General features: G+C 58.7%; 19 protein-coding genes. 11 read left to right on the top strand and 8 right to left on the bottom strand.

Annotated features, from left to right (window positions below; translation table 11 throughout):
* Positions 1 to 3 precede the first annotated feature (3 nt).
* The 6 genes from GSUB_RS02625 (at position 4) to GSUB_RS02650 (ending at position 6,404) form a co-directional block, all read left to right on the top strand.
* Positions 4 to 825, top strand: coding sequence for a general secretion pathway protein GspB (locus GSUB_RS02625; protein ID WP_040199066.1), 822 nt, complete (start codon positions 4 to 6; stop codon positions 823 to 825).
* A 38-nt stretch (positions 826 to 863) separates the two neighbouring features.
* On the top strand, positions 864 to 1,289 hold the full coding sequence (locus GSUB_RS17830; RefSeq protein WP_158414029.1) for a VanZ family protein: 426 nt from the start codon (positions 864 to 866) through the stop codon (positions 1,287 to 1,289).
* A gap of 36 nt (positions 1,290 to 1,325) precedes the next feature.
* Positions 1,326 to 1,811, top strand: coding sequence for a GNAT family N-acetyltransferase (locus tag GSUB_RS02635; protein WP_040199067.1), 486 nt, complete (start codon positions 1,326 to 1,328; stop codon positions 1,809 to 1,811).
* Positions 1,812 to 1,918: 107 nt separating this feature from the next.
* Positions 1,919 to 4,621: a 2-oxoglutarate dehydrogenase E1 component gene (locus GSUB_RS02640; RefSeq protein WP_040199068.1), complete on the top strand. Its 2,703-nt coding sequence runs from the start codon at positions 1,919 to 1,921 to the stop codon at positions 4,619 to 4,621.
* Between the two features lie 129 nt (positions 4,622 to 4,750).
* The gene (gene odhB / locus GSUB_RS02645; protein WP_040199069.1) at positions 4,751 to 5,983 is read left to right on the top strand and encodes a 2-oxoglutarate dehydrogenase complex dihydrolipoyllysine-residue succinyltransferase; all 1,233 of its coding nucleotides are present in this window, start codon (positions 4,751 to 4,753) and stop codon (positions 5,981 to 5,983) included.
* A gap of 1 nt (position 5,984) precedes the next feature.
* On the top strand, positions 5,985 to 6,404 hold the full coding sequence (locus GSUB_RS02650) for an NINE protein (protein ID WP_040199070.1): 420 nt from the start codon (positions 5,985 to 5,987) through the stop codon (positions 6,402 to 6,404).
* 31 nt (positions 6,405 to 6,435) lie between these two features.
* Here GSUB_RS02650 and GSUB_RS02655 read toward each other — a convergent pair whose 3' ends face one another.
* The 8 genes from GSUB_RS02655 to GSUB_RS02690 form a co-directional block, all read right to left on the bottom strand.
* Positions 6,436 to 7,632, bottom strand: a complete 1,197-nt coding sequence (locus GSUB_RS02655) for a 6-phosphofructokinase (RefSeq protein WP_040199071.1) — start codon at positions 7,630 to 7,632, stop codon at positions 6,436 to 6,438.
* Between the two features lie 66 nt (positions 7,633 to 7,698).
* Positions 7,699 to 8,646 carry a thioredoxin-disulfide reductase gene (gene trxB / locus GSUB_RS02660; RefSeq protein ID WP_040199072.1) on the bottom strand — a complete coding sequence of 316 codons (948 nt, stop codon included), beginning with the start codon at positions 8,644 to 8,646 and terminating at the stop codon, positions 7,699 to 7,701.
* Complete coding sequence (gene lipA / locus GSUB_RS02665; protein ID WP_200890163.1) at positions 8,630 to 9,511, bottom strand: lipoyl synthase; 882 nt, start codon at positions 9,509 to 9,511, stop codon at positions 8,630 to 8,632. The genes trxB and lipA overlap by 17 nt, the downstream gene beginning before the upstream one ends.
* The gene (lipB, locus tag GSUB_RS02670) at positions 9,483 to 10,202 is read right to left on the bottom strand and encodes a lipoyl(octanoyl) transferase LipB (RefSeq protein WP_158414030.1); all 720 of its coding nucleotides are present in this window, start codon (positions 10,200 to 10,202) and stop codon (positions 9,483 to 9,485) included. Before lipB ends, lipA begins: the two co-directional genes overlap by 29 nt.
* On the bottom strand, positions 10,186 to 10,377 hold the full coding sequence (locus GSUB_RS02675; RefSeq protein ID WP_040199074.1) for a ferredoxin: 192 nt from the start codon (positions 10,375 to 10,377) through the stop codon (positions 10,186 to 10,188). The genes lipB and GSUB_RS02675 overlap by 17 nt, the downstream gene beginning before the upstream one ends.
* A 92-nt stretch (positions 10,378 to 10,469) precedes the next feature.
* The gene (gene rd, locus GSUB_RS02680; RefSeq protein ID WP_040201971.1) at positions 10,470 to 10,628 is read right to left on the bottom strand and encodes a rubredoxin; all 159 of its coding nucleotides are present in this window, start codon (positions 10,626 to 10,628) and stop codon (positions 10,470 to 10,472) included.
* 208 nt (positions 10,629 to 10,836) lie between these two features.
* Complete coding sequence (gene elbB, locus GSUB_RS02685; protein ID WP_040199075.1) at positions 10,837 to 11,496, bottom strand: isoprenoid biosynthesis glyoxalase ElbB; 660 nt, start codon at positions 11,494 to 11,496, stop codon at positions 10,837 to 10,839.
* Between the two features lie 154 nt (positions 11,497 to 11,650).
* Complete coding sequence (locus tag GSUB_RS02690; RefSeq protein WP_040199076.1) at positions 11,651 to 12,244, bottom strand: helix-turn-helix domain-containing protein; 594 nt, start codon at positions 12,242 to 12,244, stop codon at positions 11,651 to 11,653.
* Between the two features lie 183 nt (positions 12,245 to 12,427).
* On the opposite strand from GSUB_RS02690, the gene GSUB_RS02695 reads away from it, so the two are divergent.
* The 5 genes from GSUB_RS02695 (at position 12,428) to GSUB_RS02715 (ending at position 16,125) form a co-directional block, all read left to right on the top strand.
* A complete protein-coding gene (locus tag GSUB_RS02695) occupies positions 12,428 to 13,156 on the top strand; it encodes an HAD family hydrolase (RefSeq protein WP_040199077.1) in 729 nt (242 codons plus the stop codon).
* A gap of 132 nt (positions 13,157 to 13,288) precedes the next feature.
* Complete coding sequence (locus tag GSUB_RS02700) at positions 13,289 to 13,558, top strand: hypothetical protein (RefSeq protein WP_040199078.1); 270 nt, start codon at positions 13,289 to 13,291, stop codon at positions 13,556 to 13,558.
* Positions 13,559 to 14,527 carry an RluA family pseudouridine synthase gene (locus GSUB_RS02705; protein ID WP_040199079.1) on the top strand — a complete coding sequence of 323 codons (969 nt, stop codon included), beginning with the start codon at positions 13,559 to 13,561 and terminating at the stop codon, positions 14,525 to 14,527.
* Positions 14,528 to 14,624: 97 nt separating this feature from the next.
* Positions 14,625 to 15,428, top strand: a complete 804-nt coding sequence (gene pgeF / locus GSUB_RS02710; protein ID WP_040199081.1) for a peptidoglycan editing factor PgeF — start codon at positions 14,625 to 14,627, stop codon at positions 15,426 to 15,428.
* Positions 15,429 to 15,477: 49 nt separating this feature from the next.
* Positions 15,478 to 16,125, top strand: a complete 648-nt coding sequence (locus GSUB_RS02715; protein WP_040199082.1) for a response regulator — start codon at positions 15,478 to 15,480, stop codon at positions 16,123 to 16,125.
* The last annotated feature ends 184 nt before the right edge of the window (positions 16,126 to 16,309 follow it).

Here is a 16,309-nt window from a genome sequence, read left to right on the forward strand (position 1 = left end):
ACCATGTCGTTTATTCTTGATGCGCTGCGAAAATCAGATAAGAAAAGGCCGCAAGGGCAGGCCCCCGATCTGAGTACCGAGCATTTTGTCGCACAGCCTCGCTCCTCCCGGCGGGGATTGTTGATCCTCGGGATCGTCGTGTTTGTGCTCGTGCTCAATGGCGCGATATGGCTGTGGTGGGCGTCCAGACCCTCCATGCCGCCCCAATCCCCTGCGCCGACTGAAGCGGAGGTTGCGAAAGAGCCTGAACCGGTCGTTGCCCCCCCTCACTCGGGTACTGTAAAACCGCAAACCTCTGCAGACGTTGTCTCGCCGCCTGCAGCCGGTTCGCTTCCGGTTGCTGAAACACCGCCTGCCGTTCCTGTCGTCCCGCAGGAGACGGTAGGCCGGACATTGATCGTTGCCGACCGGGAAAAATCGGACACACGTTCCGCAGAGATTTCCGTACCTGCAGCCGCTGAGGATACCGGGCCTGCGGAACTGAACGTCGAGCCAACCGAACCACTTGCGGAGCCGGTTGTCCCGCCGGCGACTCCCGCCGAGACCTTTTTGGATGAAGCACCGGCAGAGTTCGATGAAGCTGAAGAACCTGGGGGCGTGCTCGCTCTGCGGGATCTGCCGTCTTCGATTCGTTCCGGTCTGCCTGCCTTCTCATTCTCGCTGCATTATTACACGGCTGAACCCACCCAGCGTATGGTGCGCATCAACGGCCGGATGCTGCGCGAAGGGCAGCTGCTGCAGGACGATCTGCTGCTGGAGGAGATTACGCCGGCCGGTGCGATCTTCAGCCACCGGGACCTGCGCTTCGAAGTGGTGCGCTATTGATTCGGCCGGGTTGGAGTCTTCGTCTGTTCGATGCTTTGGTGGCCCGCAGGTTTCAGTGGTGGACGCCTCCCCGCCGGGTTGCGGCTCTGCTGCCCCCGTTGCTCTTGATGGCGGCGATTTTCTTTGTATCCTCCCTGCCGTCCGCGCCCCGCTCCGAGGCGGCCAACCCCTTTGATTATGTGCCGCCAGCTCTGAACAACCTGCTGCATATCCCCGCCTTCGGCCTGTTGACCCTGCTGTGGCTGCGCGGGGTTGAGGCGCTCGGCTGTGGTCCGCGGGCCCGTTATTTCTGCGCACCTGCCATTTCGTTTCTGTTCGGCGTGTTCGACGAATGGCATCAGTTGTCCGTGCCGGGCCGGTATGGCTCGATCCTGGATGTCGGATTCAACCTCATCGGCATTCTTCTCACTCTAAGCCTCTGCGCCTGGGCTGAACGTCGCCGCGGCGCTCCGTCTTCGAACTGACAAGAGGTCTTCATCCTCCTTCTGGAGAATTTCATAATGGTCTTCCTTTTTGCTCATCCTCCTCAGCTTACATCGATCAGGGATCTTCTGGCTCGTTGCGGCTTGCCGCATGATGACCTGAATCCGGATAATATCGTTCATTTTCTCACCTGCCGAACCGACGGCATGCTGGCCGGCGCGACGGGGATGGAGATCCTTGGCGAGGAGGCCGTTCTGCGCCCACCGGCGGTGGAGGCTGATATGCGCGGACGCGGCATTGCCTCTCTGCTGCTGGTGCGCATCGAGAGGTTTGCCGCCTTGGGGGGGGCAAGGCGTTTTTTCGCGCCCAGCGGTCCCAACGACGACTACCTTCTGCAGCGTGGCTATCGTCGGGTGGAAGGGGAAGAAATCCCCGAAGAAGTGCGCCGTCATGCTGTTTTTTGCGGCGTCGGAGATTCCGGGGCGTCGGCTTTGACCAAGAACCTGGTTGCGACCAAGATGCCCGCTGCCAAAAAAGCCGCCCTCGCATCTGATCGTCAGTAACTGCAGACCGGTCAAAGCAGCTTGAAATTGCGCTCGCGCTGCGTTTTGTTATACTTCATGCGCTGAATGTTGCGACGCCATCACTTTTGACCGGGATGTGTTCTGATATGCCTTTTTCCGCCCAACTTGACCCGGCGTGGATCGATGCTCTGTACCAACGCTGGTTGCGGGATCCCTCCAGTGTCGGTTCCGACTGGCATGGTTTTTTTGAAGGGTTTGACCTGGGCAACGAATCGCCTTCCTGCCCCCAAACCTGTGTCGATCCCGAATTTGCCCTGAAGCAGTCCGGCGTTCAGTCGCTGATCTACCGATATCGCGATATCGGGCACCTGCTCGCCTGTACCGACCCCCTCGAACCCTGCCCCCTCAATCACCCGCTGCTCGATCTGAGTGTTTTCGGCCTGTCGGAAGCCGATCTCGACACGGTGTTCCATACCCGTCGATTCGTCAAGGAGCACGCCACCCTGCGGGAGATTGTCGCTGTGATGCGCGAGACCTACTGCGGCGCCATCGGGGTGGAATTCATGCACATCCAGGACCCCGAGCAGCGCCAGTGGCTCAAGGACCGCATGGAGGGGACGCGCAACCGCACCGAATTTTCGGAGCAGCACAAATGGCTGATTCTGCAGCAGCTGCAGGAAGCCGCCCTGTTCGAAGCGTTTCTCCATCGCAAATTCCTGGGGCAGAAGCGCTTTTCGCTGGAAGGTGCCGAAACGCTGATTCCAGTCCTGCACGATATTGTCACCGCGTCCAATCAGCGCGAGATCAAGGACCTGGTTCTGGGGATGGCCCATCGCGGACGGCTCAACGTCCTGGCCAACATCTTCCACAAACCGCTGGAAAACATCTTTGCCGAGTTCAAGGACAACCTCGAGTACGCCTTTGTCGGAGAAGGCGACGTCAAATATCACAAGGGATTCTCCCGTGACGTCGCGCCGCTTGGGCGTCACGGAATTCATCTGTCGATGGCTTCAAACCCGAGCCACCTGGAGGCGGTGGACCCGGTGGTGGAGGGCAAGGCGCGGGCGCGGCAGGACTACCACGGCAGCGGTGGGCAGGAGGTCCTCCCGGTGCTGATCCACGGCGATGCTGCTTTTGCAGGGCAGGGCGTGGTCGCCGAAGTGCTCAATCTCTCCCAGCTGGAAGGCTACTCCACCGGCGGCACCCTGCATATCGTGCTCAATAACCAGATCGGCTTTACCACTCTGCCGCCCGAAGCGCGTTCCACCCACTACGCCACCGATGTCGCCAAGATGCTGCAGGTGCCGGTATTTCACGTCCATGGCGAAAATCCGGAGGCCGCGGTGCATGCCGCCTCGCTGGCGCTGGACTATCGCTGCCGCTACGGACGCGATGCGGTGATCGACCTGATCTGCTATCGCCGCCAGGGACATAACGAAGCCGACGAGCCGGCCTTTACCCAGCCGTTGATGTACGAAAGAATCAAGGATCGGCCGCCGGTGCATGAACTCTATGCCGAGCGCCTGGCTGAGGAGGTCGCGGATAAGGACCGCATCGAAACGCAGGAGCAGGAGATCGAGCATCGACTGGAACAGGCCCTGGAGCGGGATCAGCAGCCCGCCGATGCCGGCCACGAAGGGAAATGGAGCGAAATCCAGCGTGAATTCACGATACCGGACGATGTCCGCACAGCGGTCGATCTCGATACCCTCCAGAATCTCGGACAGCGCATCCTCCAGCTGCCTGAAGGGTTTGAGCCTCATCCCAAAATCGTCAAGTTTCTCGAGCGACGGCGCGAAGCGATGGACACGGGTGATGAGATCGACTGGGCGCTGGCCGAAGCGCTGTCCTTTGCCACGCTGCTGAACGAAGGGCATACGGTGCGGCTCTCCGGCCAGGATTCCCGCCGCGGCACCTTTAATCAGCGCCACGCCGCCATCGTCGATCTGAACACCGGCAAACCCTTTCTGCCGCTTGCCCAAGTGGCCGCCGAAGGGGCGGATTTTCACTGCCACAACAGCATGCTCTCCGAGTTTGCCGTGCTCGGCTTCGAATACGGCTATTCGCTGGAGGTGCCGCAGGGGCTGGTCATCTGGGAGGCCCAGTTCGGTGATTTCGTCAACGGCGCGCAGGTCATTATCGACCAGTTCATTGCATCGAGCGGCAGCAAGTGGGACCGTTCCTGCGGGCTGGTGATGTTTCTGCCGCACGGCTACGAAGGGCAGGGCGCCGAACACTCCAGTGCCCGCATCGAGCGTTTTCTGCAGCTCTGCGCCCATGAGAACATGCAGGTGTGCTACCCGAGTACCCCGGCGCAGATCTTTCATCTGTTGCGCCGCCAGCTCAAGCAGCCCTTCCGGCGACCGCTGATCGTTTTCACCCCCAAAAGCCTGCTGCGTCATCCTGCCTGCCGGTCGACCCTCGACGATCTGGCCGGAGGCCGTTTCGAGGAGGTGATCGCCGATCCGATCGAGCCGGGGCAGATCAAATCGCTGCTGTTATGCTCCGGCAAGATCTATTACGACCTTGTGGAGAAGCGGGCGGACCTTGGACGCAAGGATGTGGCCCTGGTGCGGATCGAGCAGCTCTATCCCCTGCATCGCGAGAGGCTGGCCGAGGTCGTCTCCCTTTATGGAGAGCTGGAGCACGTGGCCTGGGTGCAGGAGGAGCCGCGCAACAACGGCGCCTGGTCCCATCTCGCACCGCAGTTGACCCGCGTGCTGGGACGGCATCCGCGCTACGTCGGCCGGGAAGAATCCGCCGCCCCCGCCGTTGGCAGCCACCGCCTGCACAAGCAGCAGCAGGAGGCGTTGCTGGAAGAGGCTTTCAACCTGCCCGAAGGCAAATAGACAAAAATCTTCAACGCAGAGCCGCAGAGAGCAAATAAAGAGCGCAGAGAAATCTATTCCTTAAAATGTTTTTCTCTCCGTCTCACTTTCTCCGCGTCTCTCCGTTGAAAATTTCATTCAGGAGTTTTTATGGAAATCAAAGTCCCCGAAGTCGGTGAATCGATCTATGAAGCGCAGGTTTCCACCTGGCATAAAAAAGACGGAGAGCGGGTGGAGAAAGGCGATCTGCTGTGTGAGCTTGAGACCGACAAGATTTCCCTTGAACTCAACGCCGATGCCTCGGGCACGCTGCAGATTGCCGTGGGCGAGGGGGAGACGGTGAAGGTGGGAGCCGTGATCGGCACCATCGCTGACGAGGAAGAGGGTGAAGGCGAGGATGAAAAAGGCGCCGCCCCTGCGAAAGATGAAAAAGAGGCTGCGCAGAAAGAGGACAAGAACGCTGCCGCAGAAGAGGCGGAGGAAAAGGGCTCCGCTCAGCAGAAAAAGAAGGCTGCCAAAAACAAGGAAAAGCCGGAGTCCGAATCGGCCGGAAAAGCGGTGCCGGCGGCCGAAAGCCCTTCGAAGGAGCCTGAGAAGAAGGAAAGAGTGCCGGAAAAAAAACAAAAGGAGTCGGCTGAAGATCAGGAGAAGAAACCCGCTCCTCGTGGAAGCGCCGAGCAGGATGGACGCGTCACCCGCACGCCTATGTCACCCATTCGCAAGCGCATCGCCGAGCGGTTGCTTGCGGCCCGGCAGCAGACCGCCATGCTGACAACTTTCAACGAAGCGGATATGAGCCGGGTGATGGCCCTGCGCAAAAAACACCAGGAGAGTTTTCAACAGCGTCACGGCGTCAAGCTGGGGCTGATGTCCTTTTTCGTGAAAGCCTGCGTAGAGGCGCTGAAATCCTTTCCCGAAGTCAACGCCAGCATCGACGGAGACGATATACTCACGTATCACGACTACCATATCGGGATTGCCATCGGCGCCGAAAAGGGACTGGTGGTGCCGGTGCTGCGCAGTGCGGATGAGATGCATTTCGCCGAGATCGAGCAGGCCATCGCTGACTTTGCCGAGAAGGTTGAAAACAACAAGATTACCCTGGCCGATCTGGAAGGGGGGACTTTTACCATCACCAACGGCGGCGTGTACGGCTCGGTGCTTTCCACCCCGATTATCAACCCGCCGCAGAGCGCGGTGCTGGGGATGCACGCCATCCAGGACCGCCCGGTCGTGCGCGACGGAGAGATTGTCATCCGCCCCATCATGAACCTGGCTCTCTCCTACGACCACCGCCTCATTGATGGACGCCAGGCGGTGAGCTTCCTCAAACGCATCAAGGACCTGGTGGAAGAACCGGAAGAGATGCTGCTGGAGTTGTAAGATGAATACACTGAATACGCACAGCAAGCTTATCGGATACATCCTGTGGATCTTCGGCTTCATGGGGGCCCACCGCTTCTATTACGGCCGCCCCATCAGCGCAACGATCTATTTCTTCACCCTCGGTCTGTTTTTCATCGGCTGGATCATCGACCTGTTTCTGATCCCATCCATGGATCGCTCCGCCGATCTGCGCTTCACCCCCGGGGCGAGAGACTACAACATCGCCTGGGTGCTGCTCACTTTCGTCGGCGTATTCGGCGTTCACCGCTTTTATCTGGGCAAATGGCTGACCGGGTTGATTTATCTACTCACCGGCGGTTTGTTTCTTGTCGGCATCATTTACGATTACTGGACGCTCAACGCCCAGGTCAGTGAGGTGAACAGCCGTTTGGGAGGAGTGAACGGGGTCGTCTCCTGACGTGGCAGGAAACGGCCCCGCTGCGTGTTTCTTACAGATCGCTGGTCATGATGAACAGGGGCTGGCGCTGGAAGGATTCGTATTTGGGGCGCAGCCGCTCGATATTGTAGTACTTCTCCACGTCGACCACTTTTTTCTGGCCGGTGACGGTCGTGATCGGCACTGTGTCGTAATGGCCGTTGTGGATGCTGACCAGCCGTCCCGAGGTGCCTTCGAGCACCAGGTCGAGGGCGATATTGCCGAAGGCCATGGGAACGATGGAGTCCAGTGCGTCCGGTTCGCCGCTGCGCACCAGGTAGCCGAGGCGCTGGTTGAGCACATTGATGCTGCGGCCGTTATTAAACCCGGGCGAGAGTTCCTTGAGCATCGCCGAGACTTTGTCCCCGATCCCTCCCAGCTTGCGGTGACCGTACTGGTCGACCTCCTCCCCCTCGAACGACATATCCTGCTGGTGGCGCATTTTGGCCCCTTCGGAAACCAGGACCACGGCGTATTTGCTCGGATGCTTGTTGCGATCCTCGGTGAGCAGGCGCGCTAACTGCTCAATGTCGAAGTTGTGCTCCGGGATGATGCAGCGATCCGCCGCTCCGGCCATGGTCGGCAGCAGCGCGGTAAACCCGGCGTAGCGCCCAAAGACCTCGATCACCAGGTAGCGCTCGTGTGAGCCGGCCGAGGTGCGCAGGCGGTGGGTCAGCTCGATGGTGCGGGTGACGCAGGTGGAAAAACCGATGCAGTAGTCGGTGCCCGGCACGTCGTTGTCCATCGTTTTGGGGATGGCGACCACTTTGACCCCTTCCTCGTGCAGGCGCTGCGCATAGCTCAGGGTGTCGTCACCGCCGATGGGGATCAGAAAATCGAGCCCGAGAAATTCGATGTTTTTCAGCACCTCGGGGGTGACGTCGTTAATCTTTTCCGTGTACTTGTCCCGCAGGTGCGCGGGCAGATTGTCTTTCGGCAGATGGCTCGGCCGGGTGCGCGAGGTGTGTAGAAAGGTGCCGCCGGTGCGGCCGGCGCGGTTGACCACGTCGCGGGTCAACTCCTGCACGCACGAGCTGTTGTCGGCCTGCGGCTCTGCTACCAGTTCAACCAGTCCCGCCCAGCCGCGGCGAATTCCCAGAACCCGGTAACCTTCGCGCAGCGCACGGATGGTAATGGCGCGAATCGCCGGATTGAGTCCCGGCACGTCGCCGCCGCCTGTGAGAATTCCGATGGTTCCTTTGTTTGCCATGATGACACCTCCAAGGGTTGTGAATAAAACTGACGGAGATCTTTTTCGCACACAGATGTGCCGGACTTATTCCACGCCAAGATCATCCAGGTAGCGCGCGGCCTGCATGGCGGCGGTACAGCCGGAGCCGGCGGCAGTGATGGCCTGGCGGATGTTGGGATCCTGCACGTCGCCGGCGGCAAAAACACCGGGGATGCTGGTGCGGCATCCGTCATGAGTGAGGATGTAGCCGTCCTGGTCCATGTGCAGCTGCCCCTTGAACAGGTCGGTGTTGGGGTTGTGGCCGATGGCGACAAACAGGCCGTGGCAGGAGAAATCCTCCTCCTCGCCGCTTTTCACATTTTTCAGGCGCACGCCGGTCACCCCGGTTTGAGGATCGCTGTGGATAGCCGTAACCACCGTATCCCAGCGGAAATCGATCTTCTTGTTCTCCATGGCTCTTTTCTGCAGCGGCGGTGAAGCGCGCAGCTCGTCGCGGCGATGGACGACCGTGACACGGGAAGCGAACCGTGCGAGAAAAGAAGCCTCTTCCATGGCGGTATCGCCGCCGCCCACGATCACCACTTCTTTCTCCTTGTAGAAGAATCCGTCGCAGGTGGCGCAGACCGAAACGCCGCGGCCGTAAAGGTCCCATTCGTTTTCCAGGCCCAGCATGCGCGGCGAGGCACCGGTGGCGATGATCAGGGTGCGGCACTGATGGCATTGGTCGCCGACCCATACGCGAAAGGGCGTTTTCTTCAGGTCGACCCGGGTGACCTCCTCCTCGGCGAACTGCGTCCCGAAGCGCTCCGCCTGGCGCCGCATGCGATCCATCAGCTCATTGCCGTCGATGCCCTCGGGGAAGCCGGGAAAATTATCGATGACCGTGGTGGTGGTCAGCTGGCCGCCGGGTTGACGTCCGTGCACCACCAGCGGGCAGCAGCGGCTGCGCGCGGCATAGATGGCGGCGGTCAGGCCGGCGGGGCCTGAGCCGAGGATAAGAGTCTGCAGAATTGAATCACAGCTTTGGGGCATGATGAGACTCCTTGAACTGTTGTTCGGCGTGATAACTGGAGCGCACCAGCGGACCGGATTCGACATGAACAAATCCCAGTTTGAGAGCGTCCTGGCGCAGATCTTCAAATTCTTCGGGAGGGACGTAGCGGTGCACCGGGTGATGGCTGCGGCTCGGGGCCAGGTACTGTCCCAGGGTCAGAAAAGAGACCTCCATGGCGCGCAACTGGTGCAGCACCTCAATGATTTCGACGTATGACTCACCCAGACCCAGCATTAAACCGGACTTTGTGGGGATATGAGGAGCCAGTCGCTGTGCGTCCCGCAAAAGAAGCAGGGAACGATTGAAGTCCGCGCCCTGTCTCACCTGCGGGTAAAGGCGGGGCACTGTTTCCAGGTTGTGTCCGAGAATATCCGGGCCGGCATTGAGAATTGTTTCAAGGGCTTCGGGGTTGCCGAGCAGATCCGGGATCAGCAGCTCAACGCGGCAGGATGGCGCCTCCAGGCGCAGCGCCCGCACCAGGGCGGCAAATTGCTCGGCACCGCCATCGGGCTGGTCATCGCGAGTGACGGAGGTGATGACGGCGTGTTTGAGCTGCAGCGTGGCGACCGCCCGTGCAACTTTTTGAGGTTCGCCTTCATCCAGCGGCTGTGGCGTCCCGCCCTGAACATTGCAGAAGGCGCAGCTGCGGGTGCAGGTGTTGCCGAGAATCATGAAGGTGGCGGTGCCGCGGTCCCAGCATTCGCCCAGGTTGGGGCAGGCGGCGCTGCGGCAGACGCTGTGCAGCCCCTGCTCGCGGTGCAGGCGGTCGATGCGCGCCCACTGCGGTCCCTGCGGCAGGCGAACTTTAAGCCAGTCAGGTTTGCGTGAATGAGGCGAGGTCATGGCATCCATGGTGTTGAAGATTGAAGGTGGCGGCGAAGGCGCGAATGATTTGCTGCTCGACTGTCGTGCGCGAAGGAGCATTGGCACATTCAACGGCCAGTGAGGTCATGGTGACATCCTGCAGCCCGCAGGGCACAATGGCTTCAAACGCGCGAAGATCGGGAGCGATGTTGAGGGCGAAGCCATGCCAGGAAATCCAGCGGCGCACACCAATGCCGATGGAGGCGATTTTGCGCCCCCCGACCCAGACGCCGGTCTTGCCCGCCTGCCGCTCACCCTGCAACCCGAAGGCAGACAGCGTTTGGATCAAACATTGCTCAAGCAGCCGCAGATAGCGATGCAGGTCCCGCCCGATCTGGTCCATATGCAGGATGGGGTAGCCGACCAGCTGTCCCGGCCCATGCCAGGTCACGTCGCCGCCCCGTGAACTCTCATGACAGGCGATCCCCTGCCGCGACAGTTCGTCCGGCGGCAGACGCACATGGGCCTGGTTGCTTCCTCGCCCCAGGGTAATCACCGGGTCGTGTTCGAGCAGCATCAGGTACTCTGAATCCGCGTCATGCAGACGGCGCTCGATCAGTTTTTCCTGAAAGGCAAGGCCGGCCTCGTAAGAGAGCCGGCCTGCCTGCAGTACATGAAAACCCGTCGGCAGCGACGGGAGGGTGACGGTCCGGTCAGTCTTCCCAGGCAATGCAGGAGACCGGGCAGTTGTCGATTGCATCCTGAATCTTTTCTTCCGCAGCGCCCTGGGGCGCATACACTTCCGCCACGCCGTCCTCGTTCAGTTTGAAAACTTCGGGGACCAGGTCCACGCACAGATTGCAGCTGATGCAGGTGTCCTGATCGACAACGGGAGTTCTAGCCATGGCAACCTCGTTTATCTCAGATTTGTAACCGTTGCGCCTGAGGGCGCGGCTCCCATGTCAAAGAAGCTGTGTCCCCAGTGGTGAATCGATCTTTAAATTTTTTCGAAATTGCTCTTGTCCGCACCACACAGGGGGCAGACCCAATCCTCGGGTAGATCTTCAAAGGGGGTGTTGGGCTCGACACCGCTGCCCGGATCGCCTTCGGCGGGGTCGTAAACGTAGTCACAGATGACACAGCGATACTTGGACATGCTTTCCTCCTGATTAATAGACTTCTTGGTTTCGTGCTTTCTGTTGCTGAAAGACGAGAGACGGAAACGATTCTCCATTTTAGAACATTTCCGCCATCTGGCAAGCGCGGGGCGAAATTCGGAACCGGTTCTGCAAAAAGCGGGTGAACGCTTTGCTGCGCCCACCCGCTTTTTCATCAGGATCCCCCTCTTTTTCTGAAGGATTCGATCACGCCATCTTCAGTAGAGCCTGAACTGTTTTCTCAATCCCCTCGGCCGCTTCGCTGATGCGTCCGGCCAGCATATAGGCGGGGGTGGAGATGATTTTGTTCTCTTCGTCGACCACGAATTCGTTGACCGGGCACTGGACATGCTGCGCGCCCATCTTTTCCATGCCGCCGGCCACATCCGCGTCGTTGCCGATGGTCAGTTTGGGCTTCTGGTCGCCAAGGACTTTTGAAATCAGTGCCGGCGCGATGCAGACCGCGGCCAGCGGTTTCTTTGCCGCGACAATTTCCTTGACCAGACGTGACACTTCGGGGTGCACGGTGCAGTCGGGCCCTTTAACGGCAAAATCACATAGATTTTTAGCCACGCCAAAGCCGCCCGGCATAAACAGGCCGTCGAGCTGGTCCGCTTTGATGTCGGCGATATTCTTAATGTTGCCGCGGGCGATGCGGGCGGCTTCGACCAGGACGTTGCGCGTCTCCCCTTCAGCAGGTTCGCCGGTCAGGTGGTTGACGACATGCATCTGCTCCATGTCGGGCGCCATGCAGATGATTTCGGCGCCGGCCCGGTCAAGGGCGAGCATGGTGATGACGGCCTCATGGATTTCGCTGCCGTCATAGACTCCGCAACCTGCAAGAACAACACCTATTTTTTTTGCCATGTTCGCAACCTCCTTTGCTGGGGATGTGGTTGACATCCCTGATTCGATGATTTCCGATAGTCAGCAAAACTGATGTCAAAAAATATAGACCAGGGACCCGTCATGGTCAACCACAGGCCCTTTGGATCGAACAGTGGAGGCTGAATGCTGGAATTTACTCGCGGGAATAAAGAACCGCCACGGCCTGGGTGCGTCCCGGTGCGCGCGCGACGTAGCCATGAGGTTCGCTTGAGTCGTGATAGACTGAATCGCCCGGCTTCATGATCAGCACCTGATCGCCAAAATGCAGCTCAAGCTCGCCTTCAAGTAGAAAGAGAAATTCCTCCCCTTCGTGGCGGACCTTCATCTCTTCCGACCACTCGCCCGCCTCGAATTCGACCAGAAAGGGTTCCATGTGCTTGTGGCGCAGCCCGTAGGCGAGGCTGTGGTAGATATAGGGGGGGATCGGCTGTTCAGGGGTGTGGCGTCGTCGCATCTGCCGGCGTTGATCTGCACGCACCAGAACGCATTTGTCGGTGCCGTCTTCTTCTTCGAAAAAAGTGTGCAGATCGACTTTGAGCGCTTTCGAGATGCGCAGCAGGGTCGCCAGCGGGGGGATGACCTGGTTGTTTTCGATCTGGGACAGCAGGGGTTTCGATAAGCCGGTGGCATCGGAAAGTGCCTGCAGCGTCAAGCGTTTATGCTGACGCAGACGTCGCACCTTGAGTCCAATTTGAAGCTCTTTGACTTCTTCGCGGATGTTGTCCATGGTCTTTCTTGTCCTTGGGAGTGAGTCCGATTTATGACCGAGCGATCCGATGGAGTCAAGAAAAAATCAATAATACCATCTGGTTCGATTCCGTCCATGATCAGGTTTTCTTTATGATTCCACCGCGCCGACAGTTCTGTTAAAATGACATTTTAAGATCACTTTCATTTTGGATTTACTTATATGGTGCATTATCCTTCCGAAAAACCGCTGAAAGCTGTATTGTTCGATCTCGACGGGACCCTGCTGGATGTGGAAATGGCTGAATTCATACCGGCCTATGTGCAGGGATTGGCTTCGCATTTCACCGATCTGGCTGAGCCGGACCGTTTTGCCGATACGGTGCTGGCGGCGACCTTCGCTCTGATTCGCGACGACAGGGTACGTGCGAGCAATGAAGCGCTTTTTCTTGAAGCCATGCACAGCCGCCTGGGTATCGAGGCGGTCGAGTTTGGCCGTCGTCTCGATGCTTTTGTCGAAGACGGGCTGGGAAGGCTGGCTACCATGGTGCGTGCGTTGCCGGCGGCCAGAGATATTCTGCAGCTCTGTTTCGACAGGGAGCTGACGGTAGTGATCGCCACCAACCCGGTTTTCCCCCGCCCTGTCATCGATGCTCGCCTGCAATGGGGGGACTTGCATGATTTTGACTATTCACTGGTGACCAGTTATGAAAATACCCGCCTGTGCAAACCGCACCCGGGGTATTTCCATGACATTCTGACACAGTTCGACCTTGACCCTGAACAATGTCTGATGGTCGGCAACGACACCGAGCACGACCTGGCCGCTGCCCAGGTCGGAATTCCCACCTTCCTGGTGGAAACCTGGATGATCGACCGGCTCGACGGCGCGTTTCAAAGCGATATGCGCGGAGATCACGACGGTCTGCTGGAGTTTTTGCAGAAAGTCTGATTCTGCTTGCAGGCAGCCCGTATGATTAATTGACACAAATTATTTTTGCCGGTATTCTGATCTGGATTCATGGTTCTTGTTTAAGCGTCGGTCTTGAGCAGGGCAAGATCCATAAACCTTGATGGAGGTCCCATGCCCCGATTGGTTGACAATCCAAATCTGGCCTTTCGCCTGGCGCGAGCCATTGTTTCCGACATTGCCCTTTACAACCAGGAGAAGGTCGCGTCCGGAATCAAGAATGACAACATTTTCGATGTTCTTGCAGAAGAACTGGAAGAGGGTCGCGAACATTTTCATACCCGCGTAGCGGAGGATCTGGCCGGACGCGACCAGCTTTATGATCGCGCCATCGTTGATGTGATGATCAAGCAGGCGGGTAAAATCGAAAGCGCAATCTGGTAGATGGCAACTGAGCATAATTTTTTATTCGAGGCGCAGCAGGCACCACGCCGTCTCGATCATTTTCTCGCGGACGAACTGCCCGAACTGAGCCGATCCCAGATCAAAAGGCTGATTGAGGATGGACAGGTCCAGGTCGACGGCAGGGTGACCAAGGCTGGAGAAAAGCTTAAAGGGGGGGAGCGCCTGCGTGTCATCGAGCCCGCCCCGCAGGCTGCCCTGCCTGTCGCCGAAGCGATTGAACTCGAAGTTCTTTACGAAGATTCACACCTTATCGTCATCAATAAGCCGGCCGGCCTGGTGGTGCACCCCGCTGCGGGGCACTCCAGCGGGACGCTGGTCAATGCCCTGCTGCACCACTGCACCGATCTCTCGGGGATCGGAGGGGAGTTGCGGCCAGGCATCGTCCACCGTCTCGACAAGGAAACCTCTGGCGTGATGGTGGCGACCAAGGACGACGCCACTCATCAAGAGCTGTCGCGACAGTTTAAAGAGCATTCCATCACACGGCGCTATCTTGCCCTGGTGCACGGCATGGTCCAGAACAACCAGGGAGTGATCGACCGCCCCATCGGGCGCCACCCCACTGATCGCAAAAAGATGTCGAGCCGCAGCGGGCGAGGGCGGCGTGCCGTGACCCGGTGGCAGGTGCTGAAGCGTTTTGACCGCGATCGCCTGACGCTGCTGGAATTGACTCTGGAGACGGGGCGCACGCATCAGATACGGGTCCATTTCGCCGACATGAATCTGGCCCTGGTAGGCGACCCGGTCTACGGCAGTACCTCCCGGACCAACGCCCTGCATGATCTGGATCTGCGCCGGCTGGTGCAGCGTCTGGGGCGGCAGGCGCTGCATGCGCAGCTTCTGGGTTTTGTTCACCCCGCTACGGGCGAGTATCTGGAGTTCAAATCCCCTCCGCCCGCCGATCTCCAGGCGGTGCTCGACTATCTCGACCGGCTCTACGCCGAGTGATTGCGGGCTTGACCCGCGCCCCCCTCTGCATTTAATCTCTGTAGCAACGCGGCGTACGCTGCGCTCCTCATTCCACCAATCGGAGATACCTCCCCAAATGAAAATGGCACGTCAAGGAAAAATAAATTATCTGCAGCCTTCATGGGCGGCCGATTCTGCGGTGTGTGCCGGCTTCACCTCGCGCAACGGCGGTGTGAGTCGCGCACCCTATAATTCACTCAATCTCGGCTTCAATACCGAGGATCCGAGACATAACGTGGAGGCCAACCGCTCATCCCTGTCACGTTCTTTCGGCCTGCCGCCGCACCTGCTGCTGACCGTGCAGCAGGTCCACGGCACCGATCTGCTGGTGATCGATCAGCCCAACCCCGATCTTTCTCATTTCCAGCAATTGAGCTGCGACGGCATCATTACCAACCAGCCGGGAATTCTGATAGGGGTTCTGGTGGCGGATTGTTTCCCCGTCCTGATCTATGATCCGCGTCAGCATGTGGCCGCTACGATCCACGTCGGCTGGCGTGGCGCGGCGGCGGGCATTCTCGGCAAAGCGGTGCGTTCCCTGTCCCAGCTGTTCGATAGCACTCCCGACACCCTTATGGCGGGGATCGGTCCCGGCATCGGCGCGCATAAATATGAAGTCGACCGTCCGGTGCGCGATGCGTTCCGCGCAGACGGGCAGCCCTGGGATGAGCTGGCGAGCCCCCAGGGTCTGGGCAAATGGCGCCTCGACCTGCGTAAAGCCTGCTTCCTGCAACTGCTCAAGGCAGGGCTGCGGGAGGAACATATCGAAGCGGCCGATGAATGTACCTGCTGCCATCGGGAGCTGTTTTTCTCTCATCGGCGCGACCAGGGTAAAACGGGACGCCAGATGGGATTCATGCTCCTGTCTTCTCGAGGCTGAAAATTGACGACACCTCATCCGGTTGTCTTTTTTCACTGAAGTATTGCTCATGTCCATCAAAATAATCTTTGCGGATGATCACGAAATCTTCCACGACTGTGTCAAGGCCCTGTTCGATTCTCATGGCAGAATCGAAGTGCTGGCCACGGTGAGCGATGGTCGCGCGGCGGTGAGGCTGGCAGAGGAGCTCAAGCCCGATGTGGTGGTGATGGATCTGGCCATGCCGTTTCTCAACGGCTTCGATGCCACCCGCCGCATTGTGGCCGAAACTCCCGGTGTAAAGATCGTCGCTTTGTCGAGCCACAAGGATCGAAAGTTCATTCTTTCCATGCTCAAAGCCGGTGCACGGGGCTACGTGGTGAAGGATTCAGTCATTGCCGAACTTGTGCAGGCGATCGAGGTGGTCGTGGCCGGTGGAATGTACCTGAGCCCCGGCGTGACCGATATTGTCATGAACAATCTGCTTCATGGCGACGAAGAGGGGGCCTCCTCTCCCTTTGACAAGTTGACCCCCCGCGAACGTGAAACCCTGCAATTGCTGGTTGAAGGCACCCCGGTCAAGGATATCGCGGACCTGTTGAACGTCAGCGCCAAAACCGTCGAAACTCATCGCCATAATATAATGCAGAAGTTGGGGGTGGAATCCCTGCCTGAGTTGACCAAACTGGCGATTCGAGAAGGCTTGACGACCTTGTAAAACCTTTTCCCCTCCTCCTCTCTTCTGATTCTATCCACAGTTTGTCCACAGAAAGTGCTCCCATCTAAGGAATTTCGAAGTATAAAATAATCAAATATCGGGTAAAAATCAGGATTTTCCTGATAGGCATTTTTAAAAAAAAGAGTTATGGTATTTTCATCATTTTGGTTGAAACGGATTTGTT

Origin of the sequence: Geoalkalibacter subterraneus, assembly GCF_000827125.1 — a bacterium.
GTDB classification, from domain to species: Bacteria; Desulfobacterota; Desulfuromonadia; order Desulfuromonadales; family Geoalkalibacteraceae; genus Geoalkalibacter_A; species Geoalkalibacter_A subterraneus.